The following is a 25,801-nucleotide window of genomic DNA, read 5'->3' as shown; positions in this document are numbered from 1 at the left end:
CTGGACCGTCGCGGGGAGTTGTCCACAGGGCCGGGCACCCGCCGGGCGCGGCGGCGATGATGGACCCATGGTGGAAGACCTGACCCGGCACACCCGCGGTGGGCGTACGGCCGGTCGGCCGGTGCCCGCGGTGCTGCCCCCGTCGGTGCGCGCGTGGTGCGGGCCGATCGCGGCACTCGCCGCGCTGGTGGTCGTCGTGCTCGGGGTGCTGTACGCCGGCGACAGCGAGCCCGGGGCGGTGGACGCGCGGGTCTGGGCGGTGGTGGACGGTGCGGGGACGTCGTGGCGGAACGTCGCTCTGGCCACGGACTTCCTGGGGGAGCCCGTAGGAGCGGCGATACTGGTCGGGGCCGCCGTGACGGGCTGCCTGCTGCTCCGGCGTCCTCGCGCGGCGCTGCTCGTCGTGGTCGGCGCCGGCTTGAGCGTGGGGGCGACAACGCTGCTCAAGCCCCTGGTGGGGCGCACCATCCATGGCCGCGACAACCTGTCCTACCCGAGCGGGCACACCGCCTTCCTCACCGCGTTCGCCCTCGTGATGGCGCTGCTCGCGGTCGGACGGTTCGGCCTCGGCAGGGCGGCCGGCGCGTCACTCGTGCTCGGCGCGGGGCTGGCCGCCGGTGCCGCCATGGGGTGGGCGCAGGTCGCCCTGGGCGCGCACTACCCGACCGACGTCCTCGGCGGCTGGTGCACCGCGCTGGCGGTGATACCGGCGACCGCGTGGTCGGTCGACCGGAGGGCCGACCGGAGGGCCGACCGGAGGGCCGACGCCGGTCGGCGGGAGCGCCGCTGACGTGCCGTCACGCCAGGCGGCGGAACACCGGCTTCACAGGGCGTCCGCCCAACCACGGGGTCGGGTCGCCGGCGTCCAGTGCCTTCCGGTACACCGCGCAGGCCTGGGCCACCACGTCGAGGGTGTGGTCGATGTCGGCGTCGGTGAGTGCGGCGCTCACCACGAAGGAGGGGGCCAGCACCCCGCCCGTGAGGAGCCGGCGCAGGAACAGCGTGCGGTACTCCTGCGACGGCTGCCGCCTCTCGTCGAGGGTGGCGAAGACCAGGTTGCTGGCCCGGCCCCGGACGACGACGTGGTCGCCGACGCCCATGCCGGACGCCGCCTCGCGGACACCGGCGGCCAGCCGCTCGCCGAGGGTGTGCAACCGCGCGGTGACGCCCTCATCGACGTACGTGGTCTGCACGGCCATCGCGGCGGCCAGGGAGTGCGTTTCCGCACCGTGCGTGGTGGACAGCAGGAACACCCGGTCGCCGGAGTGGCGCAGTCCGCCCCGCTCCATCAGCTCGCGGCGCCCGGCCAGCGCGGAGACGGCGAACCCGTTGCCCAGTGCCTTGCCGAAGGTGGAGAGGTCGGGGACGACGCCGTACAGGCCCTGGGCGCCCGCCTCGGACCAGCGGAAGCCGGTGATCATCTCGTCGAAGATGAGGACGCAGCCGTGCCGGTCGGCCAGTTCGCGCAGGCCGGCGAGGTACCCGGGGGGCGGTTCGGTGTGGGTGGCGGGTTCCAGGATCAGGCAGGCGACCTCGTCCTGGTGGCGGGTGAGGAGCTCCTCCGTGGCGGCCAGGTCGCCGTAGGGGAACGCCAGGGTGAGGTCGGTCGTCGCAGCCGGGATGCCTGCGGACATCGGCGTGGTGCCGATGAACCAGTCGTCCACGGAGAAGAACGGATGGTCGGCGCAGAGAGCCACCCGCGTGCGGCCGGTGGCGGCGCGGGCGAGGCGTACGGCGGCCGTCGTGGCGTCGGAGCCGTTCTTCGCGAACTTCACCATGTCCGCCGTCGGTACGGTGGCCAGGAAGCGTTCGGCGGCCTCGGCCTCCACGATGGACGGCCGGACGAAGTTGCTGCCGCGGTCGAGTTGCCGCCGTACCGCCTCGACCACGCGCGGGTGGGCGTGGCCGAGACTGACCGACCGGAGGCCGGAGCCGTACTCGACGTAGCGGTTGCCGTCGACGTCCCACACGTGGGCGCCGCGGCCGTGGCTGATGACCGGGGCCAGACCGGCGGGGTACTGGTCGTCGCCCTTGGCGTAGGTGTGCGCGCCGCCGGGGATCAGGGCGTGCAGTCGCTCGTTGGCCTGCCGCGAGCGGGGCAGGTCGAAGTCTTCGTTGGTCACCGGGGCCTCACCTCTCCAGGTGCTTCAGAACATCGGCGAGGCTCGGCGCCTCCCGGTCCCGCCGGGACATTGATGTGGCGGGCAGCGGCCAGGGGATGGCGAGTTCCGGATCGTCGAAGGCGATCGTCACGTCCTCGGCCGGGTCGTGTTCGCGGTCGATCCGGTACGAGGTGTCGGCGGTGTCGGTCAGCGCCTGGAAGCCGTGCGCGCAGCCCGCCGGGACGTACAGGGTCGCCTGCGTCTCGCCGGACAGCTCGAAGGAGGCACGGCCCAGGTAGGTCGGTGAGCCCGGCCGCAGGTCCACGACGACGTCGTAGATCCTTCCGTACGAGCACCGTACGAGCTTCGCCTCGCCGGCGCCGGAACGCAGGTGCAGGCCGCGCAGCACGCCCTTGACCGAGCGGGAGAGGCTGTCCTGGACGAACGCGTCCGGGTCGAGGCCCACCGCGCGGACCACCTCGGCGTCGAAGGTGCGGCAGAAGAAACCGCGTTCGTCGGCGTACGGCGTCGGCTCGAACAGGTACGCGCCGGCGATCGCCGGGACGTCGGTCGCCTTCATCGGGCCTCCCGTGAGGTGTGGGTGTGGTCGGTCGCCGGGAACAGGGCGGCGGTCAGGGCGGTGAACTGCTGCTCGACGCGCCGGGCGGCGGCCAGGTTCCGCTCGGCGAGGGTCCGCCGCAGCTCCGCCGACCGCCGCTCCAGCGCCCGGAACCGCTCGATCAGCCGGTCGGCGTCGACCTCGCGGGCCGGGTGGCAGTACTCGCCCAGCCCCATCTCGGCCATGAGCGTGTCGCTCTTCGCCGAATAGCTGAGCGCGAGCGTCGGTGTGCCGGCCTTCAGCGCGCAGATCAGGTTGTGGTACCGGGTCGCCACCACGGTGTCGGCGGCCGCCGTCTCCTTCACCAGGTCGGCCAGCGAGGCCGTTTCGGCCGCGGCGACCAGCGGCGAGTCCACCGCGTCGAGGATGGCGTCGACCACGGACCGGTCGAGCTCGTCGCCGGTGAGCAGCCGGACCGGCCTGCCGTCCTCGGCCAGCGCGCGGACGAAGCGGGTCGTCCCGTCGAGGTAGCGCCGGTGGATCTGCCCGGCCCGGGCGCGGTCGTCGTTGCTCCCGTGGAAGTCCATGACGCCGACGCAGACCGGGCCCGGCGGGCGCGGGGGTGAGCTCTTCCGCGGCGTCGGCACCGAAGACGCGAGGTCCGGGTGAACCTCGTCGCGCCGCGGCGTCGGCAGGGAGAACGCGAGGTCCGCGTAGACCTCGTCGCGCGTGGTGTCCACGCCCATCGCCCGCATCGCCTCGCGGGACTGGACGTCCCGGAACGACCGGTAGGCGGCCAGCCGCGTCGACCAGCGCGTCAGGGCCCGGGTCGGCCGGTTGCCGATCACACCGGCGCCGACGCTGACGAGTGCGACCCGGGTGCCGAACAGGCGGCCGGTCGCGCAGAGCAGGAACAGCGCATACGGGAAGCCCCACGGCCGCAGCGGCAGCGTGGTCTCCAGGACGCCCGTGCCCGGCACGATCACCACGTCGTGCCGGCGCACCCAGGCGCCGGTGCGGAAGACGTCGACGAGCTTGCCCAGCCCCTTGGCGGCGATCGCACCCGCGCGTGACGCGGTCCGGTACTCCCCGCGGTACCAGTTCAGCCGCGTCGCGGGGATCCCGTACCGGGCCGCGACCACTTCGGGTCCGCCGCACAGCGCGTCCACGACCGCCCCGGGGTGCTCGGCACGGAGGTAGTCGAGCATGGCCTCCAGCGACCCGTCGTTGCCGAGGTTCCCGGAGCCGAACAGGCCGAACACCCCGACGCGTACCGCGCTCACGCCCGCCTCCCCTCACGGCCGGCGACCAGCGCGTCGACGGAGACGGTGAGCCGGTCCGGGTCGGCCGGGGCGCGGTCCTCGACCCGCTCGCCGGCGCCCGGCGGGACCCGGCTGGTCATCCACGCGGCCAGGTGGCGGTAGCACGCCCGCCGGTCGGCCGGGGACAGCGGCGCACGCCGGATCGCCGCGACGAAGCCCCAGACGTACTCGGCGAGCAGCCGGGGCGTCGGGTGCAGCGGTCCGGCCCGGCGCGGGTCCAGGTTGACGCACCGGGAGCGCTTGGAGGGGTTCGCCCGCTCGGCGCGGGTGGGGTGGTCGCGGCGGAAGTACAGCAGCTCCGGCACCTGGTGGAAGGGCCCGTGCAGGGTGATCTCGGCGACGAACACGCGGTCCGCGTGGTGGTAGCTGTCGTGCGGCTTCACCCGGCGGAGCACGTCCGCCCGCATCACCCCGTAGAAGTCGTCGCCGCCGGGCTCGAACAGCAGGCTGCGGAAGCGTTCCGGCGCGTGCGGGGAGTCGGTGGCGAGACCGTACGCGTAGGGGACCTTCACCTTGCCGGCGCTGTCGATGACCGCTTGGCCGCTGTGCGCGAGGATCACGTCAGGACGCTCGTCCAGCGCCTCGACGCAGGCACGCAGCAGGTCCCGGGCGTACAGGTCGTCGTGCGAGGCCCACTTGAACAGCTCGCCCCGGCACTCGGTGAACACGTGGTTGTGGTTCGGCGCGGCGCCGATGTTCCGGGGCAGCCGGAGGTACCGGATGCGCGAGTCCTTCGCGGCGTACCGGCGGCAGATGTCCTCGGTGCCGTCGGTCGAGGCGTTGTCGGAGACGACCAGTTCGAAGTCCTCGTAGGTCTGGCCCAGCAGGGCGTCGAACGACTCGGCCAGGTACTCCTCGCCGTTGTACACGGGCAGGCCGATGCTCAGCCGGGGATGGGGTGTCACGGTGTCCTCACTTCGGGGATGGGATGGTGCCGGTGCTCACGCAGGGCGGACCTCAACTGGAGCCACCACACGGTCGATCCGCAGGCGGCCGCGGCGGCGACGCCCCACGCCGAGCCGACGGTGCCGGCCACGACCGCTCCGCCGATCCCGCCGGTGACGTAACAGGCGGAGGCGAACAACTGGCAGCGCAGGCTGCGCCGGGCGGCGGCGAGCGCGCGGAGCCCGGCCGCCGCGCCGGTGCCGAGGCCGGCGCCCGCGACGCCGAGCGTGACCGGCACGATGAGCTCGGAGGCGGAGCTCCAGACGTCACCGAGGACGAGTTCGCCGAGCCGGTCCGGCACCAGCAGCAGCGCCGCGCCCCACGACAGCGCGCCGACGGCCTGCCCGCCGCCGAGAAGGAGACAGAACGTTCCGAGCCGGTGCGGCGCCCGCCGGAGTACCCGCGCCGCCTCGGCGACGGTGACCAGCGACAGCCCCATCAGCACGGCGAGGAACGGGCCGAGCAGGAGCTCGGCGCCCCGGATCACCCCCACCGCGCCGACCCCGACGATCGCGCCGAGCCCGTACGCCCGCAACTGACTCGCGCCGCTGACGCCGACGTTCTCGACCAGGTACCGGTAGCCGAGGTCGCGGTGGTCGCGATGCCACTCGCGCGCCCCGGCCGGCCGCGGCAGGATGCCGGACTGGAAGCAGCCGTACCCCGCGGCCACCGCGGCGGACCCGCCCCAGGCGAGCAGGAAAGCGGTCACGGTGCCCACATGGGCCGCCAGCACCATGGCCGGGACGAGCGCGACACCCCACACGACGTCGTTGACGAACGCCTTGCGGCCGTCGCCGGCGGCGAAGAACGCGTACCGCCAGGCGTCCTGCAACAGCAGCCCCGGCAACATGACGCCGAGGCCGGTGAACGCGGCCCCCAGGCTGCCTCCCAGCACCGGTCCGACCACCAGGCACACCGCGCCGATGACGGCACCGACACCGAGGGCGGTACCCGACGACCGGGCCACCGCCGAGCGCCAGGACGCCTCCGGCACGCCGCTGAAGCGCACCACGAGCGGGTCGGTGGCCAGTCCCCGGGAGACGTTGAGCACCACGCCGTAGGTCACCCAGGCCAGGCTGAACACGCCGAACGCGGTCAGCCCGAGCGAGCGCGCCACATAGATGCCCACCGCGAAGTTGGACAGGCTGGAGGCCGCCTGGTCGGCCAGTCCCCAGGACAGCCGGCCGGCGACGGCCCGCCGGGTGGATCTCGCGGGTGCCGTGGTCTCCCCCTTCGTGGTCATCGGCGTCACGCCTTGAGCAGCCCGGCGCCGTGCAGGGCCTCGGCGGCGTCGGCGACGGTGTCGAACGGCAGCCCGGACCGTTCGGCGACGTCCAGCAGACCGTGCTCCCCGTCGGACAGACTCAGCACCCAGAGCATCGCCATCTGGGCCTGCTGGGCGTCGCTGCGGCCCCCGAGCGAGTCATAGAGCCCGCGCCGGCCCAACTGTGGTTCTCCGTACGGGCTGAGGTTGACGTACCGCCGGTTGCGGTCGAGGAGGGCGAACGCCTCGCGGCAGACGGCGAGGGTGTCCGCCATCGCCTCCGGGGAGACGAAGTCCGGGTTGTCCGCCGAGGTGTGGTACTCGGGGTACCCGGCGTACGGGGTCCTGCTGAGCGAGCCCACGCCGAGGTCGAAACCGGGCGAGCAGTACTGCCGCTCGTCGTATCCGTACGGAGTGAACTCGGTGATGCGGTGCGGGCGTGCGGAGGCGGACAGAACGTGCCGCAGCACCCGGTCGATCTCCGCGTCACCGCGTCTGCTCCGCTTGTAGGTCAGTTCGCCCGGATCGCCCGCGCAGGCCAGCACCAGGCCGTGCCTGACCCGCTCCACCCGCTCCGCGTTGCGGGCCAGCCAGGTGATCGCGCCGATGGTGCCGGGGGCGAAGATGAACCGGTAGGTGTAGTACGGCTGCCGCTCCGCCAGTGCCCGGGCCAGGAAGACCGCCACCGCGATGCCGGCCAGGTTGTCGTTGGCCAGCGACGGGTGGCAGACGTGGCAGGAGACGATCACCTCGTCGGGGACCTGCCCGGGAATCACGTGCTCGGCGTAGGTGAGGTGGCCGTCGGCGAGCGTGGAGTCGATCCGCACCTCGTACTCGCCGTCCGGCAGTGCGTCCAACGTCTCCTGGGACAGGCAGAAACCCCACTCCGGCCGGTAGTAACTGGTGCGGTACGGCACCCAGGACGGGTGGTCCGGCAGGGTGTGCAGATGCGGGCGCAGCTCGGCCAGCGGCATGGTCGCCGACACCGGCACGCTGTAGCCGAGCACATGCAGACTGGACGCGGCGAAGTCGACGACGCGGCGGCCGGAGGCGTCGGCGACGTAGGCGTCCCGGATGTTCCACTCCTGCGGCACCGTCCAGTCGAGCACCTGCGTCCCGGTCGGCACCTCGTGCACCCGCAGCGGGACGTACTCGCCGACGATGTCCAGGGTGGCCCGCACACCGTCGCCGGTGATGCTCCGGCACAGCGGGTACAGCCGCTCCACCAGCGCGTGCATCTCCCCGCCGGCCGAGGTCATCCGCGCCACCGCAGGGTGTCGTCGACGTCCTGGGAGTCGGACGCCGCGCGCAGCACGGCGAGGCGGGTGAAGCGCCGCTCGAAGTCCTCTCGGGTCAGCCCGTGTTCCCGGTAGGCGTCGGCGAGTTCGAGCGCGCCCCGCTTCACCGTCCACTCGCAGTCGAAGCCGGGGATCGCGGCGCGGAACCGGGAGAAGTCCACCCGGTACGACCGCGGATCGGCGCCGGTCTCCCCGGTGATCACCACCTTCGAGCCGCTCACCGCCTCGGCGACCTGCCCGGCGATCTCCGCGACCGTGACGTTGTTGACCTCGCTGCCGATGTTGAACGCCCGGTCGTGCACCGCCACCCGGGGCGCGGTCAGCGCGGCGGCGAAGGCACGGGCGATGTCGGCGGCGTGCACCAGCGGGCGCCAGGGGGTGCCGTCGGAGAGCACGAGCACCTCGCCCGACAGCAGCGCGTGGCCCACCAGGTTGTTCAGCACGATGTCGGCGCGCAGCCGGGGCGAGAAGCCGAACGCGGTGGCGTTGCGCAGGTACACCGGGCTGAAGTCGCCGTCGGACAGCGCGTGCAGGTCGTCCTCCACCCGCACCTTGGACTCCGCGTACGGGGTCACCGGGCGCAGAGGTGCGTCCTCGCCCACCAGGCCGTCGCCGCCGGCGGCACCGTAGACCGAGCAGGTCGACGCGTACAGGAAACGCTGGACCCCGGCGTCGCGGGCCAGCCTGGCCAGGCGCACGGACGCGTGGTGGTTGATGTCGTAGGTGAGATCCGGTGCCAGTGATCCCAGCGGGTCGTTGGACAGCGCGGCCAGATGGATCACGGCGTCCACCCCTGCCACGTGGTCGGCCGTGACGTCGCGCAGGTCCACACGATGGCCCGGCGGGTCCGCGGGCGCCGGGCCGAGGACGCAGTCGGCGAACAGGCCGGCGTCAAGACCGACGACCTCGTGCCCGGCGGCCGTGAGGACCGGGGCCATCACGGTGCCCAGGTAGCCCTGGTGTCCGGTCAGCAGTACGCGCACAGTTCATTCCCCCAGGTCGAGCATGAGTTTGGTGACGGCGAACGCCTCGGCGTAGCGCTCGTGGCATTCGATGCCGCGGATCCGCGCGAGACCGAGGAATGCCTCCCGGTCGTACCAGGGCCGGTGCCGCTGCGAGGGATAGTGCTCCTGCAGCAGTCGCACCTTCTGTTCGGCGATCTGAGGCGACAGCGGCTGGTACGCGGTCGGACGGCCGAGATCGCCGTCCCACTTGACGATCTCGTAGCCGAGCACGAGGTGGTCGCGGAACGCGGTGGGTATCAGCCGCGCCAGGCCGCGGTGGTCCTGGTGCGCGTCCTCGGTGCGCGGGGCCAGCACGAGGTCCGGCTCCGTGCGCCCGCGCAGCTCCTCGACCGCGGACTTCGCCTCCTCCCAGTGCGCCGGCATACGGCCGTCCGGCAGCTTGAGTACGGTCAGCCGCAGGTCGGCGCCGGGGCAGAAGGCGGCGAGCGCGGCCCGCTCCTCCCGCTCCCGCTCGCCCCCACCGCCGGAGAGCACCAGCGCGTCGACGCGGATGCCCGGCCGTGCGAGGCACAGCGTCAGCAGGGTGCCGCCGGCGCCGATGGCGATGTCGTCGCAGTGCGCGCCCACCGCGACGATCCGGTCCGGGCTGCCGGTGCCGAGCCGGATCACGCGCTCACTCCCGCGCCGTCCCGTTCCCACACCGCCCACGGGCGGTCGCCCCGGGCGTAGGCCCCGTCGAGCGCGGCCCGCTCCTTCACGGTGTCGGTCGGCTTCCAGAAGCCGCGGTGCTGGTGCGCCACCAGCCGCCCGCGCTTGGCCAGTTGGGCGCATCCGTCGGCGACCAGGTCCCCGCCCTCGGGGATGTGGTCGAAGACCTCCTGGCGGAGCACGAAGTAGCCGCCGTTCTCCCACAGCGGCAGTTCGCTCACCGGGGTGATGCCGCCCACCAGACCGTCCTCACCCAGGTCCACGCAGTGGAACGAGGACTGCGGCGGCACCACCATCATCGACGCACCGGCGTCGCGCCGGGCGAACCGGTCGATCATCTCCGGCAGCGGGGCGTCGGTGAGCACGTCCGCGTAGTTGGCGAGGAACATCTCGTCGCCGTCCAGATGGTCACGCACCCGGCGCAGCCGCTCCCCGATCGGTGACTCGATGCCGGTCTGCGCGAAGGTGATCGTCCAGTCCGCGATGTCGGTGGACAGCAACTCGGTCCGCCCGCCCCGCAGCACGAAGTCGTTGGACGTGGTCTCCTCGTAGTGGAGGAAGAAGTCCTTGATGTGGTGCGCCCCGTACCCGAGGCACAGGATGAACTCGGTGTGCCCGTAGTACGCGTAGTAGCGCATGACGTGCCAGATCAGCGGGCGCGGTCCGACCATCGCCATCGGCTTGGGCACGTCGTCGGAGGTTCCGTTGCGCATCCGCAGCCCGTAACCGCCGCAGAACAGTACGACCTTCATCGCTCGACCTCGACAATGCTCAGTTCCGGTATGGGAAAGACCAGCCTGCCGCCCCACTCGTGCACGAAGGACAGCTGCTCGGTCAGTTCGGCCCGCAGGTTCCAGGGGAGGACGAGGACGTAGTCCGGCCGGTCCTCGGCTATCCGCTCGGGCGGCAGGACCGGGATGCGGGTGCCCGGGGTGAACCTGCCGTGCTTGTAGGGGTTGCGGTCGACCGTGTACGGGAGCAGGTCGGGCCGGATGCCGCAGTAGTTGAGCAGCGTGTTGCCCTTGCCCGGCGCGCCGTAGCCGACGACCGTCTCGCCGCGCTCGGCCGCCTCGATGAGGAACCGCAGCAGGTCCCGGCGCACCTTGGCCACCCGGGCGGAGAACTCGGTGTACCCGGGCAACTCCTGGAGCCCGGCGGCCTTCTCCCGGTCCAGCACCTCGGCCACCCGCCGGGAGGGTTCCCCGGCGACCTCGGCCGGGCGGGCCCACAGCCGGATCGAGCCGCCGTGCGTCGGCAGCAACTCGACGTCCACGAGCGTGAGTCCGCCGCTCGCCAGCGCCCGGGTGGCGGACGCGACCGTGTAGTACTGGAAGTGCTCGTGGTAGATCGTGTCGTACTGGTTCTCCTCGATCAGGGTCAGCAGGTGCTGCACCTCGACGGAGACCCAGCCGTCGTCGGCGACCAGGGCGCGCAGCCCCCGGGTGAACCCGACCACGTCGGGGATGTGCGCGTACACGTTGTTGGCCACGACCAGGTCCGCCGGGCCGTGTTGCGCGCGGACCTCCGAGCCGGTGGCCGGGTCCAGGAAGGCCGTGAGCGTGGGCACACCCGCGTCCCGCGCCGTCGCGCCGACGTTCACCGACGGCTCGATGCCGAGGCAGCGGATGCCGCGGTCCACCACATGCTTCAGCAGATATCCGTCGTTGCTCGCGACCTCGACCACGAAGGAGTCGGCGCCGAGCCCCAGCCGCGCGGCGGCGCCGTCGACGAACGTGCGCGCGTGCTCCACCCAGGAGGTCGAGTAGGAGGAGAAGTACGCGTACTGCGTGAACGTCTCCTCCGGCGTGATCAGCGGAGGGATCTGCGCGAGCCAGCAGTCGGTGCACACCCGCAGGTGCAGCGGGTACGCCGGTTCCGGCCGGTCGAGTTGGTCCGCGGCGAGGAAGCTCTCGCACGGCGGGGTCGCCCCCAGGTCGACGACGCTCTCGAGCGCCGCCGAGCCGCAGAGTCGGCATCGTGTCATCAACTGCCCCCATCCCGCCCGCGCGGGTGTCCCCGCCGCGAGCCAGTGTTTCCATCCCCTGCCGGCGGCGGGCCGTCCCCGCCGCCGGACCGGCCCGCGATCGCGGAGCGGTACCCCTCCACCAGGCGCTCCAGCCCGACGTCCGGGCTGAATCCCTGCTCGTAACGGCGCCGGGCCGCCCGGCCCATCTCCCGGCCCTCAGCGGTCTCGGCCGTGATCCGGCGCAGGCAGGACGCGAGCGAGGCGGCATCGTTCGGCCGGTGCAGCAGCCCGGTCCCTTCGTGCTCGACGAGTTCGGTGAAGGCGCCGTGACCGGCGGCGACGGCCGGGACGCCCGCCGCCATCGCCTCCACGACCACCAGGCCGAACGCCTCCAGCCACGTGGAGGGAGCCACCACGGCGACCGACCGCGCGACGGCCTCCAGGCACTCCGCCCGGTCGTACAGGCCGGCGTACCGCACGTCGTCCCGGCCCGCCGCCCAGGCGGCCACCTCCCGCTCCAGCGGCCCCGCGCCGGCGATCACGAGCGGCACGCCCACACCGCCGCCGGCGGCGAGCTCGTCCCACGCGGCCATCAGCAGCCGTACGCCCTTGGTCTCGGCGAGGCGGCCGAGATAGAGCAGATGCTCGCCGTCGCCCCGCCGGCGGACCTGCGGGTCGGGCACGAAGTTGTGCTTCACCACCAGCCGTTCGGCCGGCATGCCTGCCCCCACCAGGACATCGCGCTGCGCTGCCGAGATGCAGAAGAACCGCTCCACGCCGGACCACCACCGCCGCCGGTTGACCGCCAGGCTGACCGCGAGCGGTACGGTCGCCGGCCGGGAGTTCCGGTAGCAGCCGTGCCGGACGGCGGGCAGCGGTGAGGCCCCGACGCACTCGGTGCACGGCCGGCCGTCCCGTTGCAGCGTGCCGGGCGGGCAGACCTGGGCGTAGTTGTGCAGCGTGGCCACGGCGGGCACCCCGGCGTCGGCGCATGCGGCCAGCACCGCCGGCGACAGGAGCGGGAAGACGTTGTGGACGTGCACCACGTCCGGCCGTTCGCCGCGCAGCCGGGCGGCGAGCTCCTTGCGGACCGCCGGGTTCCACGGCACGAGGAACGGCAGCACGGCCTTGGCCGGCAGGGATCTGGCGGCGATGTCGTCGCTGCGCCGCTCGAACACCTCGACCCGGTGGCCGGCCCCGCGCAGCAGCGCCACCTCCCGGTCGACGACCGTGTTCTCCCCGCTCGGCTGCTCCGAGCGGTAGCGGTTGTGCACCACGAGGACGTGCATGCTCAGGTCACCTCCGATGTCCGGGCCCATCGCGGAGCGCGCCGTCGAGGCACGTCCGGCGCCGGGAGGGCCGTGGCCGCGGCCGGTGCGGCAAGGAGCGAGGCGGCCACGGCCAGATGCAGCAGGTACGGCGAGGCGTCGCCCAGCCCGGCCTCGGTGTACGACGCGATCGCGCAGTAGCTGATCAGGAAGATCGCGCAGGCCCTCGACAGTGACGGCGGCCGCAGCAACGCGACCCCGCCCAGCACGGTGATCATTCCCGCGACCAGGGCGACACCGGTCATCCCCTGCTCGTGGTAGACGGCCAGCCAGCTGTTGTCGATCGGCAGCCCGCCGAACGACTTGTCACCCAGGCCCGCGCCGAACAGGTACTCCGAGGTCGTCCGGGGCGCCGCGAGCAGGGCGTCCCAGACCTTGGCCCGGCCGGTGAGACTGGTGAAGTTCTCCTGGCTCTGCCCGCGCAGGAACCAGGCCCGCAGCGCGGAGCCGAACCCCACCGCGGCCACGGCGGCGCACAGCACCGCCCAGGTGAAGAACCGGCGGGCGGCGGCACTGGTCAGGACGAGCGAGCCGACCGCCAGCGTCAGCCCGGCGACCAGACCCAGCGTGGCCGTACGGGTATGGGTCAGCGCGAGCAGGACGAGGGCCGGCACGATGACCAGCGCCGCGCTGCGCCGGTCGGTCCGGCGGCCCAGGAGGAGCAGCACGGCAAGCCCGGTGACCACCGCGGCGTACTGTCCGATCTGCGGCGGGGTGAGCGGCCACAACGCGCCGACCAGCCGCCCCCCGTAGAGCTCGGGCAGGGCGGCTCCCGGTGAGACGACCAGGCCGGCGGCCACCGAACAGAGCACCAGGAAGTACATGCGGATGTGGTGCCGGACGAACGTCGGGCCGCCGTCCCACCAGCGGCTGAGCAGCCACAGCGTGCCGACGAAGAGAGCGAGCCGGGCGCAGCGGAACAGCGCGCCGAACCCGGACTCCAGGCTCGCGCTGGAGAGCACGCTCGGCACCAGCAGCAGGGTCAGCAGGAACAGGAAGGCACTCGGCCGGACGCGCGGACGGAGATTGACCGCGAGCGCCAGCGCGAACGCGGTGACCAGCGCGCCCATGGTGACCATCTGGATGAGGGAGCGGGGCAGCGGGACGATGGTCTTCGCCCCGGCGGAGCCGAGGGTGTTGAGGACCAGCAGTCCCCAGGCCGTTCCGACGATCTTCGGCGTGTGGTCCGTGCCCATCTCAACCACCGTCCCGTGCGCGGAAGTCGCTGCCCGCGTCCTGCCGGTACGGCGGCCCCTGCCACTGCCCGGGGTCGAGCACCCGGCTGGGGTCGTGGGCGACGAACTTCCACGGTCCGACGTAGACGTTGTCGTGCCAGCGGTTGTGCTGCTCGAGGGTGATCGCCTCGGCCACCCGCTCGCCCTGGTACGGCGACCACTCCGGATAGGTGCCGTAGTTGGCCAGCACCGCCATGCGGTCGCACTTCACCGCGCAGTCGACGACGGACTTGTCCAGCACGAAGCGGTTGTCGTGGATGTCCACCCGCTGGGTCTTCCACCGGCAGTCGGCGTAGAGCGGTGCGGTGGCGATCTCCGGCTGTGCGCAGCGGTCGGTGTCCTCGACCAGCAGCGTGCAGTCACCGGACGAGGTGTTGGCCGGGCTGTTGCAGAACCGGTCGGCGTTCTCCCACAGGGTGATGCCGGACCAGTTGTTCTCCAGGAGGTTCCGGTAGACCTCGATCCTGTCCGTGCGGGCCGGGATCCGCGGTTCACCGCCGGACTCGGACAGGTAGACGGTCGCGAACGGGAAGGTGTCGCCGCGGTCGGCGTACCTGCGGCCCTCCACCCAGTTGTTCCGCCGGATCGTGTTCTTCCGGATGACCGCGTTGTAGCTGGTCTCGTAGATCAGCGCGGCGCCGTCATTGGCTTCGAGCACGTTGCCCTCGATACGGAAGTCGTTGTTGTTGGTGTCCGCCCACAACCCGGTTCCGCGGTTGTCGTGCACCCAGTTGCCGCGTACATCCGCGCCGTCCACGGCCCAGAACTTGACGCCTCCGGTGCAGCCGCAGCCCGGCCGTCGCCGTTCCCAGTCGCCGGTGTTGTTGCCCGTGATCTCGTTGCCCTCGACCACCAGGTCCCTGATGATCCCGTCACCCTTGTACGCGTTCATGCCGTACTGGCCGTTGCCGCGCAGGCAGTTCGCGCGGACCTGCTGGCTGGCACCGGCCATCAGGCCGGCACCGGAGTTGTTCTGGATCGTCGCGTGCTCGATCACCCACCCGTCGGCCGAGTCGTGGTTGACCACGCCCTCGTCGTGCGGCGCGACGAAGCCCTGCACGGTCAGGTGGCGGATGGTGACGTCGCGGGCGGTGCCGCCGAACGCGTACTGGTTGGTCTTCCGGCCGTCGAGCACCGCCCCCGGCGCGCCGAGGTAGCTGTTGCCCTCCTTGGGGAGGACCTGGGCGTAGCGGTCCGGCTCGAGCGTGTGCGTGCCCGGCCGGAGCCAGAACGTGGTCCCCGGCGGACTGCTCCTGGTCTTCGCGGCCAGGTCGCCGGCCACCGCGGGGTCGACCGTCACCGCACCGGCCGGCGCCTTCGCCGGCCCGGCCGCGGGCCCGGCGCACACCCGGGCCACGGACAGGGACGGCCCGGTGCTCGGCTCCGGCCGTGCGTCCGGCGTGCCCTCGCAGCCGGTCGCCGCCAGCAGAAGCAGCGCCAGCGGTGCCGCCGGTAACGCCCGGCGCCGCCCCTTGCTCCCCAAGTGTCCTCCCCCCTAGCCCTGGAACCCGAGTACGGTGGTGAACCGCCGCGCGGCGTCGGCGACGCCGGTGCCGACCAGCGTGGTGGCGGGTTCCCTGCGGCCGAAGCCGGGGGAGTACCAGCCCAGTGGCGGGTCGCTCTCGCCGCGGTGCGCCCGCCAGCTCAACTGGCCGGGCAGCTCGAGCACCGCGGAGCGGTCCTCGCCGTCCCGGGTCCAGGTGAGCGCGGCCCGGTTCCCCACCAGGTCCGCGGTGACCGCCGGGCCGAGGTGGAACGCCAGGCGCACGTCCCGGACCGGGCCGCGTATCTCGTCGACCACCTTCACCTCGCGGCCGGCCGCCGTCAGTTCGACCCGGCGGCGGTGTACGGCCGGCCGGTAGCCGTCGTGCTCGGCGCACCAGCGGGCCACCCCCTCCCCGGAGGTGTCCACGGCCAGGACGCGGCTGCGGGCCTGCCTGGTCCACAGGAACGGGCCGCCGGAGACGGACTGGTCGGCGCCGTCGAGTTCCAGCGTGTTGTGGCCGAGGGTCGAGCGGAAGTACCGTCGCCACTCGGGCTGCCCGTGGTAGCAGTACGTCCCCGGATCGGCGAGCACGTCCACCCCGTCGTGCCGGACCTCCACGGACAGCGCGTCCGCGTGGGCGTGCGCGGCGATGGACAGGAATCCGTGCGGGCCGCCGTCGCAGCGGCACCAGATGTCTCCCGGCCCCCGCAGGATGGTGAGCCCCGCGTCGGCGAAGTGGGCCGGCCGGCTCGCCGGGCGGGAGACGGCCGGGGCGTGACCTGTCCGGCTTCTCCCGCCGACCGCCCGGGAGCCGGGCGCAGCGGCGTCCGGCCCCCGCCCTCTACGTGCGGCTCCGCCGGTCACGCCGCGGAGCCATCCGTCCAGGGGCGTGATGCGGTGGGGGTGCGTGCCGGGTGCCGGGCGGAGCCATCCGCCCAGGGCCGTCGTGCGGCGAGGGCGCGTGCCGGGCGCCGGAGTGCCCACGGAGGACTCCGGATCGGCCCCGGGCCGGATGAGCGCGGCCAGCAACGGGGTGCGCACATCGGTGCCGGTCACCTCCGGCCACCAGTCGAGCCGGCCGAACACGGCGTCCCCGGTGGCCAGCAGCGAACCCCAGCGGTCGGTGCCCGCGCCGTCCACGACCAGACCGTGCCCGTCGTCCGCGTCCCCCTGCCGCGGCGGCCGCAGCCGGTTGTCCACGACGGCCGCGAGCGCGTCGGTCATCCGCAGCAGCACCAGCCGGACGGACGCGGGAACCGGCACGCCCGCGGCATCCGCCTCGGCCACCGCGGCCAGGGCGAGCTCCAGCACCAGCCCGTGGTATTCGGTGGCCAGCTCGCGGTTGAGTCCGGAGCCGAAGGTGTTGCTCCGCAGCTGCCGCTCCAGCGACCGCAGCGCGTCGGCCCGCAGGCGCGCGGACGTGGGGAACCATCCGAACGCGCAGGCCGCGGCGAACTGCCCGGCCGCCTCGGCGATGACGTGGTTGTTCGCCGAGGACCCCCGGCTGGGGAAGGCGGCCAGCCAGCGCTGGTGGTGCCAGATCTGGTTCACCGCCACCGGATTGCCCTCGAACAGAGTGGCCGCGCCCGGCCAGCCGTCGAGCAGCCGCCGGATCCACACCCAGGACAGCAGCCGGATCCCCAGTTCGATGCCGCTGGTCCAGTGCACCCCGCGCAGCGGCGCGTTGACCGCCCACCACGACCGCAGGTGCTCGGCCACCCGCTCGGCGTACCGCTCGTCCCCGGTGACCGCATAGGCGGCGGCGAGCACGGTGAGGTACTGGTGCCGGGACGGCTCCCAGATCTGCTTGATGTCCCCGACCGTGTCCTCGTCCCGGTAGGGCACGTCGAAGGCGTAGCCCGACGGGGCCCGGCGCCCGGTCTTCGGGTCGTACCACCAGTCCGGGTCGGCCAGGTCGTCGCGCTCCACCCCGAAGTACTCGACGCGTCCGGCCATCAGCCGGTCCGCCTCGGCGACGAGGCGTTTCGCGGCGTCCGGCGGCACCGCGGCGACCGTCCCCGGGGGCAGCACGGCGGTGAACCGGGCGCCGGTCACGCGCGGGCAGTCCGGCGGCGGCGCAGACCGCCACCGCCGCCTGCGCACCGTGTCGCCCACCCGGCCGGCGACCTCCCGCGGCTCCATCCGGGACAGCCGCCGCAGGTACCAGCCCGGACTCCCCGAACGCACCGTCATCGCGCCCCCGTCAGCGTGACCGGCACACCGCCGGCCAGCCCGGCCCGCACGGCGAGGGTGGCCGCCGTGGTGGCGGCCAGCGACTCCAGCGGCACCGGCATCGGCCCGCCGCTGCGCACGGCCCTGACGAACGCGGCCAGTTCCGCGGACTGGCCCTTGTCGCGCGCCTTGGGCAGCCGCGAACTGACCCACCGCTTGCGGCCGTCGTACACCGAGGCGCGGACGAAGTCGTCCAGGCGCAGCGCGCGGCCGTCCGCGACCAGGTCCAGGGTCTCCTTGGGGAAGCCGGACGGGCCCGTGGTGACGTAACTGATGGTGGCGGTGGATCCGTCGGGGTAGCGCAGCACGACCTGGAGGTCCTCACCGCCGGGCGTGGTGAGCGCGTACACCGAGACCGGGTCGGCCCCGAGCAGCCAGCTCGCCGTGTCGACGAAGTGTCCGCCCTCGCCGGCGAACCGCGAGCCCTCGGTGCCCTGTTGGAGGTACCAGCTGCCGTGGTCCAGCCGGCCGGCGTTGACCAGGTAGCGGACGTGTCCCGGTCCGGTCCGGGGGCCGAACCGTTTCCCGGCCTCCCGCAGCAGCGGCGCGAACCGGCGGTTGAAGCCCACCTGGAGCCGGTCGTTGCCGGACTCCTCCACCGCCGCGAGCACACCGGCCAGCTCGTCCTCGGTGAGCGCCAGCGGCTTCTCCACGAACACCGCCTTGCCGGCCAGCAGCGCCTTCCGGGTCAGTTCGGCGTGCGAGCTGTGCCGGGTGACCACGAACACCGCGTCGACGGCCGGGTCGCCGAGCACGGCGTCGAGGTCGGTGGTCGCCCCGGTGAAGCCGAACTTGCGCTGCGCGTTGGCCGCGGACAGCGCCGTCGTGGTGACGACCGTGGACAGCTCGACGCCGTCACGCCCTGCCAGGTGCGGCAGCAGCATCGACGTCGCGTAGTTGCCCGCGCCGACGAACGCGAGGCGCACCGGGGACGTGGCCGCCCGGGCCGGGGCGGACACCGTGCCGCCGCGCCGTACCGGGGGGACGGCGATCTCCAGGGCTTCCGCCCCGGCCGCCTGCTCCGGGTACCGGAACAGCACGGCCACGGCCTTCAGGCCGCCGTCCTGCAGACTCCGGTATGTCTCGACGGCGTCGTCGAAGTCGGCCGTGTGGGAGACCAGGGGCTCCACGTCGACGCGGCCGCGGGCGACGAGATCGAGGAAGCACGCCAGGTTGCGGCGCTCGGTCCAGCGCACGTACCCGATCGGGTAGTCCCGGCCCTCCAGTTCGTACTCCGGGTCGTAGCGCCCGGGGCCGTAACTGCGGGAGAAGCGGACGTCGAGTTCCTTCTCGTAGTACGCGTTCCACGGCAGGTCCAGACGGCACTTGCCGATGTCGACCACCCGGCCCCGGTCCCGGCACAGCCGGGCGGCCAGCTCGACGGGCTGGTTGCTGTCGCCGCCGGCGGCCAGGTACACCTGGTCCACGCCCAGGCCGCCGGTGAGTTCGGCGACGGCCTGCTCCACCGCCGAGGAGGCGGGATCGTCGCAGGCCGCCGCGCCCAGCCGCTCGGCGAGCTCGCAGCGCAGTGGGTCGGGGTCGGCCCCGACGACACGCACTCCCGAGGCGGCGAGCAGCTGCACCACCAACTGCCCGATCAGCCCGAGGCCGATGACCAGCGCCACGTCGCCGAGTTGTGACTCGCCGCGGCGTACACCCTGCAAAGCGATCGACCCGACGGTGCCGAAGGCCGCGTGCTGCGGCGCGAGACCGTCCGGCACCGGCGCGTAGAGGTTCTTCGGCACCCAGTTCAACTCGGCGTGCAACGCGTGCTCGTTGCCGGCACAGGCCACCAGGTCACCGACCGCCACGTCGTCGATCCCGGCACCGACCTGCTCGACCACACCGCACAGCGAATAGCCCAGCGGCGTGTAGGAGTCCAGCTTGCCCATCACCTTGCGGTAGGTGGCGGGCACCCCGTTGGTGGCCACGCTCCGCACGACCTTCGCCACCTGGTCCGGCCGGGAACGGGCCTTGCCCAGCATCGACATGCCGGCCTCGGACACCTTCATGAGCTCGGTCCCGGTGGAGATCAGCGAGTAGGAGCTGCGGACCAGCACACCGCCCGGCTTGCACCCGGGCTCCGGCACGTCGAGCAGTGCCAGCTCGCCGCTCTTGTAGTTCTGTACGACCTGTTTCACCCGAAGTCCTCTTGTCTCTACGCCGTCGATGAGTGCGGGCCGGACCCGGAGGTCGCGCCGCGGTACCAGTACTCGAGGGTCAGCACGTGCCACAGGTGCTTGGAGAAGTCCTGCTGTCCGGCGGCGTCCTCGGCGACGAGCCGCCGGAGCGCGTCGCGGCGCAGGAACCCGGAACGGACGAGCTCGCCGTCGTTGACCACCTCGCGCACCAGCGGGGCCAGATCCCGGCTCATCCAGGCCCGCAGCGGGGCGCTGAACAGGCCCTTGGGCCGGTAGACGATCTCCCGGGGCAGGATGGAGACGGCCGCCTCCTTGAGGACGGCCTTGCCCTGCCGTCCGACGATCTTGCGGTCACCGGGCACGGCGAACGCCGCCCTGACCACCTCGACGTCCACGTACGGCACCCGCACCTCGGTCGACGCGGCCATACTCGACCGGTCCGTGTAGGCGAGGTTCAGGCCCGGCAGGAACATCCGGGCGTCGCCCAGGCACATGCGGTTGACGAAGTCGTCGAGGTCGTTGTCCCCGTAGACGTCCGCATGCTCGGTCAGCACGTCGTCGACCGTTCCGGCCAGGTCCGGATCGACCAGGGCGAGCAGTTCCTCCCGGTCGTACATGGTGTAGCTGCGCCGGAAGGCGGTCTCCTCCGGCAGATCGGCGAAGGAGAGGAAGCGCTTCGCGAAGCGCACCGACCGCAGCCCCCGCCGGCTCGTCGCGACCGGGAGCCGGTCCACGGCCCCGGACACCCCGCGCCGCAGCGGCCGCGGGACGCGCTGGTAGCGCAGTGCGAGCAGGTTGGCCAGGTGCTTGCGGTATCCGGCGAACAACTCGTCGGCGCCCATCCCCGACAGCATCACCTTGATCCCGGCCTCCCGGGCGGCCGAGCAGATCAGGAACGTGTTGATCGCGGCGGGGTCACCGATCGGCTCGTCCAGGTGGTACGTCATCCGGGGCAGCAGGTCGAGCACATCCGGAGCGATCTCGATCTCACGCAGGTCGACACCGAACCGCTCGGCCACCTGCCGGGCGTAGCGCAGGTCGTCCGGCATCGCCTCGAACCTCGCGTCCTCGGCGCGGAACCCGATCGTGTACGCGGCGATCCCGGGCCGGTCGCGGGCCGCCAGTGCGGTCAGATAGCTGGAGTCGAGACCGCCGGAGAGGAAGGTCGCCACGGGCACGTCGGAGAGGAGGTGGCGCCGGGCCGACTCCTCCACGACGGCGGCGATGTCCGGCTGTTCGCCGGCCAGGGCCCGCTCCCGGCCCTCGGCGGCGACGTCCCTCAGGCTCCAGTAACGGCCGCGCTCCACCCGGCCGTCGGGCCGGCACCTCAGCCAGCTCCCCGGCGGCAGTTTCTCCGCCTCGCGGAACGCGCACCGTGAGTCCGGTACCCAGTAGTACAGCAGCGAGGCCACCATCGCCGCGTGGTCAACCTCCAGCGACCCGCCGGTCACGGCGGCGAGCGCCTTGAGCTCGGAGGCGAACACCAGGCCCTCGCCGCGCCGGAGCAGGAACAGCGGCTTGACGCCCAGCTGGTCGCGGGCGAGTACCAGCTCACCGGTCCGCTCGTCGAAGATCCCGAACGCGAACATGCCGCGCAGCCGGGGCAGGCAGTCCGTGCCCCAGCGCCGCCAGGCCTCCAGCAGCACCTCCGTGTCGGAGGTACCGCGGAAGCTCACCCCGGCGGCCGCCAGTTCGGCCCGCAGTTCGGGCGCGTTGTACAGTTCGCCGTTGTACGTCAGGACGAGGCCGCCCGAGACCATCGGCTGGGCGCCGGTCCCGGACAGGTCGATGACGGCCAGCCGGCGGTGCCCGAGGTGCACTTCGCCGTCACCGACGCTGTGGCTGTACCGGCCCGCCCCGTCCGGACCGCGGTGGGCGAGGGTGTCGGTGAGCCGGTCGGTGACGGCCTTGCCGTCCGGCCATCGGTAGGTGCCTGCGATGCCGCACATGTGCTACCGCGCCTCCTGGTCGCTGTCCGGGACCCGTGCCGCCGGCATCGGCAGCCGTTCCGTCCGCCGCGGGCCCTCCCCCACTGCCTGGACGGCGTGGGAGGTACCCCCACCGTTCCACCGGGCGGGCGGCTCCCTCCGGTCGCGCGGCTCGGCGTGCGGCCGGTCCCACAGCGTCCCGTCGGTCCGGTCACGCGGATCGGGGTCGATCAGCACCACACCGATCACCGCGATGCGCTGGTCCGCCAGCTGCCGCGCCACGGTGTGCAGCCACGCGGCGCTGCCGTGCCCGGCGCGTACGAGGAGCACGGTCCGGGTGCCGAGGTACCGCAGGTCGGTCCACGTCGTGCCGGGCGCCACCGACCCGACGCCGAGCCGACGCTCCCCGTGCGACACGGCCGCGGCATGTCCACCGCCGCCCACGGCTGCGACCGGCTCACCGCCGGTCGGGGCCGGGTCGCTCGATTTCGTGTGGTCGGCGGGTTGTGGGCCGGGCGGGTTGTCGCGGGCGGCCGCGGCATGCTCGGCGCCGATCACCGTCGGGTCTCCCGGCTTCGGGCGGTGGCCCGGGAGCCCTGGGCCGGGCAGACCGTCGACGACGACCACGGGTTCCTCCTCCGCCAGCGCCCGGGCGAGGTCCAGCGCGATCACGGTCGCGCTGCGCGCACAGCCCAGTTCCAGCAGCGACACCGGTTCCGCGGAGCCGCGCACGGTGCGGGCCAGCGTCGTGGTGAGCCGCGCACGTGCCGCTCGGGTCCGTCGCCCCTGCCACAGCCGGGCCGGCCGGTGGGGCAGCTCCGCGACGACCGAGGCGCCGAGGTTCGCCGCGATCTCCCGGCGCAGCACGGGGCGGTCCGCCACCACCGCGGTGACCGCGGCCGCCGCGAGCCCGAGGACGAGCCCGAGGACGAGCCCGATCGCGGCGTTGGTGGCGGCGGTCCCGGGCAGGGAGTGCCGCACCACGCGGGGCGCGTCCACGATCTGTGTACCGGCGACGAGTTGGGGCGTGCCGACCCGCGCCTCCGCGGCCCGCTGTCCGAAGTCGGTGATCCGCGAGGTCAGTTCGGCCCGGCGGGCGAAGAGCGACTCCATGCTCGCCGGATCCTGCGGGTCACTCTCCGGCGGTCCGTCTTCGATCGCCTCGTTGACCTGGGCGAGTTCGTCCCGCATGTGGTCACGCTGCTCGAGCAGGATCTTGGCCTCGGCGTCCGCGGCCTCCCGTATCCGCCTGACGTGGTCCGCGACGAACGCTTCGGCCAGCGCCTCCGCGCGGGCCACCGCTTCCGCGTCGCTGTCACCGGTGACCGTGATCTGCAGCAGGTTGTTGGTCAGGCCGAGGCCCTCGTAGTCCTCCATGAAGTCCTCCGGTTTCTCCGGGGACCCGAGGGACCGAAGGGCCTGGTCGGCGATCCGCGTGGTGTGCAGCAGCGCGGCGTCGGTGCGGATCAGCGTTCCGGGGTCGTTCGGCTGGTCCTGCTGATGTGCGACCAGCACCTTGGTCACCGCGGTCGGTGGCGGCGGCAGCAGGACCGCCACCGCCGTGCCCGCGAGCAGCCCCAGCAGCGCCATGGAGGACCAGAGGCGGCGTCGCCTGCGCACCGCGGCCACCAGCGACTGAAGGTCCAGCAGCGGAGCGGCGGCCTCGGACTCCGACGTCGTACGTGTCGTCACGCCGGCCCTCCCGTGGTGTTGCCGCCCACCGCGAGCGCCGGCGCGGCGGCATCCCGGGGACGGTCGGCGGACCGCGCCGGACGGGCTGGGACCGGGCCGGCGAGAACGACGCCGACGACCTCGTGCCCCGCGTCCGAACACGCCCCGGAGATGCCCGCGAGCTCCTCCGCGGTCCAGTTGCCCGCGCCGAGCACGAGCAGGACGCCGGACTCGTCGTCGTGGTCCGCCATCATGGGCCGGGACACCGAAACCCCCACCACCCGCAGGTCGGGATCGCTCCCGGCCTCGGCGACGAGCCGCTCGGAGGCCCGGCGGGCGGTCGCGTCGCCGTCCGGGACGACGAGAAGCAGCCGCCGGGGAGCAGGCAGCCGGTCCCGCAGACGGGCGCACACCCGCCGGTAGCGGATCTGCCGGCCGGCCTCGTCGCCGGACGTCCGCGGGGTGGGTACGTCCCACCGGACGTCGAGGCCCAGCAGCCGGCGGGTCCGGGCCCGCGGGCCGCGGTCCTCCGGCCGGTGCGCGGACGGTTCACCAGGGACCTCGACGGTACCCAGCAGCGTCGAGTCCAGCGCCGCGGCGATCTCCGGTCCGGTGCGCAGCCGGCGGCTCGTCCGTGCGGCGGTGAGCTGGCCGATGACCGCGAGCAGGAGGAACAGCAGCGCGCCGGCGCCGACGAGTTGGGGCCTCGTCGGCGGTGCCTCGCCGTCCGGCAGGGCGGCCGGCCCCATGACGACCAGGCCGGCCCTGTTCGCGGCAGGGTCGGCCTGGTCCAGCTTGGCGACGGCCTCCTGCAGCGCGGTGCGCAGCTTCGCGAGCTCGGTGCGGGTCTGCACGCTCTCCACGGTCCGTCCCGGATCGGCCGCGTCGGCCAGCTCGGTGATGCGGCGGCTGGTCCGCACCACCATCTGCCGCAGTTCCTCGGGTCGCGCCGCCGCTTCGGAGTCGGTGGTGTCGTCCGCGATCCGAGCGGAGAAGGTGACGAACTGCTCGACCATCTGATCGGAGAGCCGCTGTGCGCGCTCCGGGGTGTCGGCCGTGCCCGAGATCTCGATGATGTTCCCGTCGGCGGCCTCGGCGCTCACCCGGTCCCGCAGCTCGGCGCCGCCGACCCCGTCCCAGCCGAGCTCGGCGGCCGCGCGGTCGACCACCACCGAACTGGTCGCGACCTCCACCTGGGTCAGCAGTTCGCGATCCTCCCACGCCCCCGGCAGCAGGACCGAGGCCGACGTCGTGTAACGCGGCGGAAAAAGCAAGGAGGTGCCGTAGCCGACGAGCGCGCCCACGACGGTGAGGATGACGAGCAGCCGCCGGCGCCGGCGGATCATCCGCCCGATCGTGACCAGACGTATCGTGTCGTCACTCAACGGCGCGGCCTCTTCCCTGCCCGGTACGGGCGGCCCGCCGGTACCGGCGGCCGGTCACGGCAGGCGGCGGCGTAGGCGGCGAGCAGCGACGCCTGCGAGTTGCGCCAGGCGAGCGGCCCGTTGATCCGTTCCTGACCGCTCCTGCCCATCCGGGCCCGCTGTTCCGGGTCGTCCAGCAGCAGTGCGATGAGCTTCGCGAACTCGGCCTCGTCGTTGGCGGGCGCGTAGAGGGCGGCGTCCTCGGCGGAGACCCGCGCCTCCTTGAGGTCGAACGAGACGACCGGCCGGCCCATCACCATGTACTCCAGGACCTTGTTCATGGTCGACACGTCGTTGAGCGGATTGTGCGGATCGGGGGAGAGGCACACGTCCGCGGTGGACAGGTAGCGCACCAGGTCGGCGTCCGGAATGCGCCCGGTGAACTGCACCTGCTCCGAGAGCCCGAGCCGCCCGGACAGCTCCACCATCGCGTCGAAGGTGTCGCCCGCGCCGACGAACACCGCGTGCCAGTCGTTCCGCCCGAGCTCGTCGCGCAGCTTCGCCAGGGCCCGCAGGGCGTAGTCGACCCCGTCCTGCGGGCCCATGACGCCCAGGTAGCACAGCAGATGGGGCCGGCCGCGCTTCAGCTCCGGCTCGGGCGGTACGGGGCGGAACCGGCCTGTGTCGGGCGCGCTGCGCACCACGAAGACGTCCTCCGGCCGACGGCCGCCGCGGTGCACCGCGACGTCCCGGTAACTCTCGTTCGTCGCGAGCACGACGTCCGCGGCCCGGTAGGTCATCCGTTCCAGCGCGCACACGGCGCGGTAGAGCAGGTCCTTGCCGCGGCCGAACCGGGAGAGGTACAGCTCGGGTACCAGGTCGTGCTGGTCGAAGACGAACCGGGCACCGCGCCGCTTCAGCCACAGTGCCGGCAGGAACAGCAGGTCGGGCGGGTTGCAGGCGTGGACCACGTCCACCGGCCCGACCCTGCGGGCCAGCCGGGCCGTGTGCCACAGCGCCGATCCGTACTCCCGCAGGTAGCCGGCCGGCCCTCCGGTGGCCGCGCGCAGCGGGTAGCGGTGGATCCGCACCCCGTCGATCTCCGCCTCCGGTTCCGTGTCCCGTTTGCTTCCCCGTGGGCAGATGACGTGCACCTCCCAGCCCGCGTCGCGCAGCGTCGTGCACTCCTGCCACACCCGCCGGTCGAACGGCACCGACAGGTTCTCCACCAGGATCAGCGCGCGCCGGTCCGGCCGGTCGCCGCCGGCTCCGTGATCCGACGGCATG

The 25,801-nt window shown here is 73.2% G+C and carries 20 protein-coding genes; 1 reads left to right on the top strand and 19 read right to left on the bottom strand.

Annotation, left to right across the window (positions count from 1 at the left end; genetic code table 11):
* Positions 1–67 precede the first annotated feature (67 nt).
* Positions 68–790: a phosphatase PAP2 family protein gene (locus tag ACZ5C2_RS12575; RefSeq protein WP_468789400.1), complete on the top strand. Its 723-nt coding sequence runs from the start codon at positions 68–70 to the stop codon at positions 788–790.
* Between the two features lie 7 nt (positions 791–797).
* Here the strand turns inward: ACZ5C2_RS12575 and ACZ5C2_RS12570 are convergent, their stop codons facing one another.
* From ACZ5C2_RS12570 to ACZ5C2_RS12480, 19 genes are all read right to left on the bottom strand, one after another.
* The gene (locus ACZ5C2_RS12570; protein WP_468789398.1) at positions 798–2,123 is read right to left on the bottom strand and encodes a glutamate-1-semialdehyde 2,1-aminomutase; all 1,326 of its coding nucleotides are present in this window, start codon (positions 2,121–2,123) and stop codon (positions 798–800) included.
* A gap of 7 nt (positions 2,124–2,130) precedes the next feature.
* Entirely contained in the window at positions 2,131–2,682 is a 552-nt protein-coding gene (gene rfbC, locus ACZ5C2_RS12565) for a dTDP-4-dehydrorhamnose 3,5-epimerase (RefSeq protein ID WP_468789396.1), read from the bottom strand.
* Entirely contained in the window at positions 2,679–3,869 is a 1,191-nt protein-coding gene (locus ACZ5C2_RS12560) for a polysaccharide pyruvyl transferase family protein (protein WP_468789565.1), read from the bottom strand. The genes rfbC and ACZ5C2_RS12560 overlap by 4 nt, the downstream gene beginning before the upstream one ends.
* 71 nt (positions 3,870–3,940) lie before the next feature.
* Positions 3,941–4,888, bottom strand: coding sequence for a glycosyltransferase family 2 protein (locus tag ACZ5C2_RS12555; RefSeq protein WP_468789394.1), 948 nt, complete (start codon positions 4,886–4,888; stop codon positions 3,941–3,943).
* Complete coding sequence (locus ACZ5C2_RS12550; RefSeq protein WP_468789392.1) at positions 4,885–6,171, bottom strand: hypothetical protein; 1,287 nt, start codon at positions 6,169–6,171, stop codon at positions 4,885–4,887. The genes ACZ5C2_RS12555 and ACZ5C2_RS12550 overlap by 4 nt, the downstream gene beginning before the upstream one ends.
* A gap of 5 nt (positions 6,172–6,176) precedes the next feature.
* On the bottom strand, positions 6,177–7,451 hold the full coding sequence (locus ACZ5C2_RS12545) for a DUF4910 domain-containing protein (RefSeq protein WP_468789390.1): 1,275 nt from the start codon (positions 7,449–7,451) through the stop codon (positions 6,177–6,179).
* The gene (locus ACZ5C2_RS12540; RefSeq protein WP_468789388.1) at positions 7,448–8,473 is read right to left on the bottom strand and encodes an NAD-dependent epimerase/dehydratase family protein; all 1,026 of its coding nucleotides are present in this window, start codon (positions 8,471–8,473) and stop codon (positions 7,448–7,450) included. The genes ACZ5C2_RS12545 and ACZ5C2_RS12540 overlap by 4 nt, the downstream gene beginning before the upstream one ends.
* A gap of 3 nt (positions 8,474–8,476) precedes the next feature.
* Complete coding sequence (locus tag ACZ5C2_RS12535) at positions 8,477–9,124, bottom strand: PIG-L deacetylase family protein (protein ID WP_468789386.1); 648 nt, start codon at positions 9,122–9,124, stop codon at positions 8,477–8,479.
* Positions 9,121–9,915, bottom strand: a complete 795-nt coding sequence (locus tag ACZ5C2_RS12530; protein WP_468789384.1) for a sugar phosphate nucleotidyltransferase — start codon at positions 9,913–9,915, stop codon at positions 9,121–9,123. The genes ACZ5C2_RS12535 and ACZ5C2_RS12530 overlap by 4 nt, the downstream gene beginning before the upstream one ends.
* On the bottom strand, positions 9,912–11,147 hold the full coding sequence (locus ACZ5C2_RS12525) for a class I SAM-dependent methyltransferase (protein ID WP_468789382.1): 1,236 nt from the start codon (positions 11,145–11,147) through the stop codon (positions 9,912–9,914). Before ACZ5C2_RS12525 ends, ACZ5C2_RS12530 begins: the two co-directional genes overlap by 4 nt.
* A complete protein-coding gene (locus ACZ5C2_RS12520) occupies positions 11,147–12,418 on the bottom strand; it encodes a glycosyltransferase (RefSeq protein ID WP_468789380.1) in 1,272 nt (423 codons plus the stop codon). Before ACZ5C2_RS12520 ends, ACZ5C2_RS12525 begins: the two co-directional genes overlap by 1 nt.
* A 2-nt stretch (positions 12,419–12,420) precedes the next feature.
* On the bottom strand, positions 12,421–13,653 hold the full coding sequence (locus ACZ5C2_RS12515; RefSeq protein WP_468789378.1) for an O-antigen ligase domain-containing protein: 1,233 nt from the start codon (positions 13,651–13,653) through the stop codon (positions 12,421–12,423).
* Position 13,654: 1 nt separating this feature from the next.
* On the bottom strand, positions 13,655–15,175 hold the full coding sequence (locus ACZ5C2_RS12510) for a right-handed parallel beta-helix repeat-containing protein (RefSeq protein WP_468789376.1): 1,521 nt from the start codon (positions 15,173–15,175) through the stop codon (positions 13,655–13,657).
* Between the two features lie 12 nt (positions 15,176–15,187).
* On the bottom strand, positions 15,188–17,371 hold the full coding sequence (locus ACZ5C2_RS12505) for a heparinase II/III family protein (RefSeq protein WP_468789374.1): 2,184 nt from the start codon (positions 17,369–17,371) through the stop codon (positions 15,188–15,190).
* The gene (locus tag ACZ5C2_RS12500) at positions 17,368–19,551 is read right to left on the bottom strand and encodes a bi-domain-containing oxidoreductase (protein WP_468789372.1); all 2,184 of its coding nucleotides are present in this window, start codon (positions 19,549–19,551) and stop codon (positions 17,368–17,370) included. Before ACZ5C2_RS12500 ends, ACZ5C2_RS12505 begins: the two co-directional genes overlap by 4 nt.
* Positions 19,552–19,568: 17 nt before the next feature.
* Entirely contained in the window at positions 19,569–21,500 is a 1,932-nt protein-coding gene (asnB, locus tag ACZ5C2_RS12495) for an asparagine synthase (glutamine-hydrolyzing) (RefSeq protein ID WP_468789370.1), read from the bottom strand.
* Between the two features lie 3 nt (positions 21,501–21,503).
* The gene (locus tag ACZ5C2_RS12490; protein ID WP_468789368.1) at positions 21,504–23,171 is read right to left on the bottom strand and encodes a Wzz/FepE/Etk N-terminal domain-containing protein; all 1,668 of its coding nucleotides are present in this window, start codon (positions 23,169–23,171) and stop codon (positions 21,504–21,506) included.
* A complete protein-coding gene (locus tag ACZ5C2_RS12485; RefSeq protein ID WP_468789366.1) occupies positions 23,168–24,535 on the bottom strand; it encodes a Wzz/FepE/Etk N-terminal domain-containing protein in 1,368 nt (455 codons plus the stop codon). Before ACZ5C2_RS12485 ends, ACZ5C2_RS12490 begins: the two co-directional genes overlap by 4 nt.
* Positions 24,532–25,800 (bottom strand): glycosyltransferase family 4 protein, encoded by a 1,269-nt coding sequence (locus ACZ5C2_RS12480; RefSeq protein WP_468789364.1) that lies wholly within the window; start codon positions 25,798–25,800, stop codon positions 24,532–24,534. The genes ACZ5C2_RS12485 and ACZ5C2_RS12480 overlap by 4 nt, the downstream gene beginning before the upstream one ends.
* Position 25,801 lies beyond the last annotated feature (1 nt).

The organism is Streptomyces sp. NPDC031365 (assembly GCF_055569765.1).
This window is presented reverse-complemented; position numbering and strand designations above follow the sequence as displayed.